The 254-nt window shown below is 38.6% G+C and carries 1 protein-coding gene; it reads right to left on the reverse strand.

The genetic code is table 11. The features are described from left to right. Nucleotides 1–254 (reverse strand): hypothetical protein (locus P0Y67_RS22975; RefSeq protein ID WP_342393726.1); only part of this gene is annotated, 254 nt, incomplete at both ends.

Genomic DNA, 254 nt, shown 5'->3' on the forward strand with positions numbered 1-254 from the left:
CTGTTCGGGTCTTTTAAAAACATTGTAACAAATCCAGTTATCGTAAGACCATAGCTAGCAATTTCCAAAACTTTTCCCATTTTTGATGCTATATGTTTGGAAAACAGCATTGCCATAGTACCAATACCTACCGAAGCGATTCCTACTCCTAAATCATATGCACTGACTTTATTGTTTTCTTTGTGCGCCGCAGCGAGGAAACTTTGTACCGTTACAACCTCTGTTTCTCGTTTTACCACTTTTGATGATGCCAT

Origin of the sequence: Photobacterium sp. SP02 (assembly GCF_038519165.1) — a bacterium.
Lineage (GTDB): Bacteria > Pseudomonadota > Gammaproteobacteria > Enterobacterales > Vibrionaceae > Photobacterium > Photobacterium halotolerans.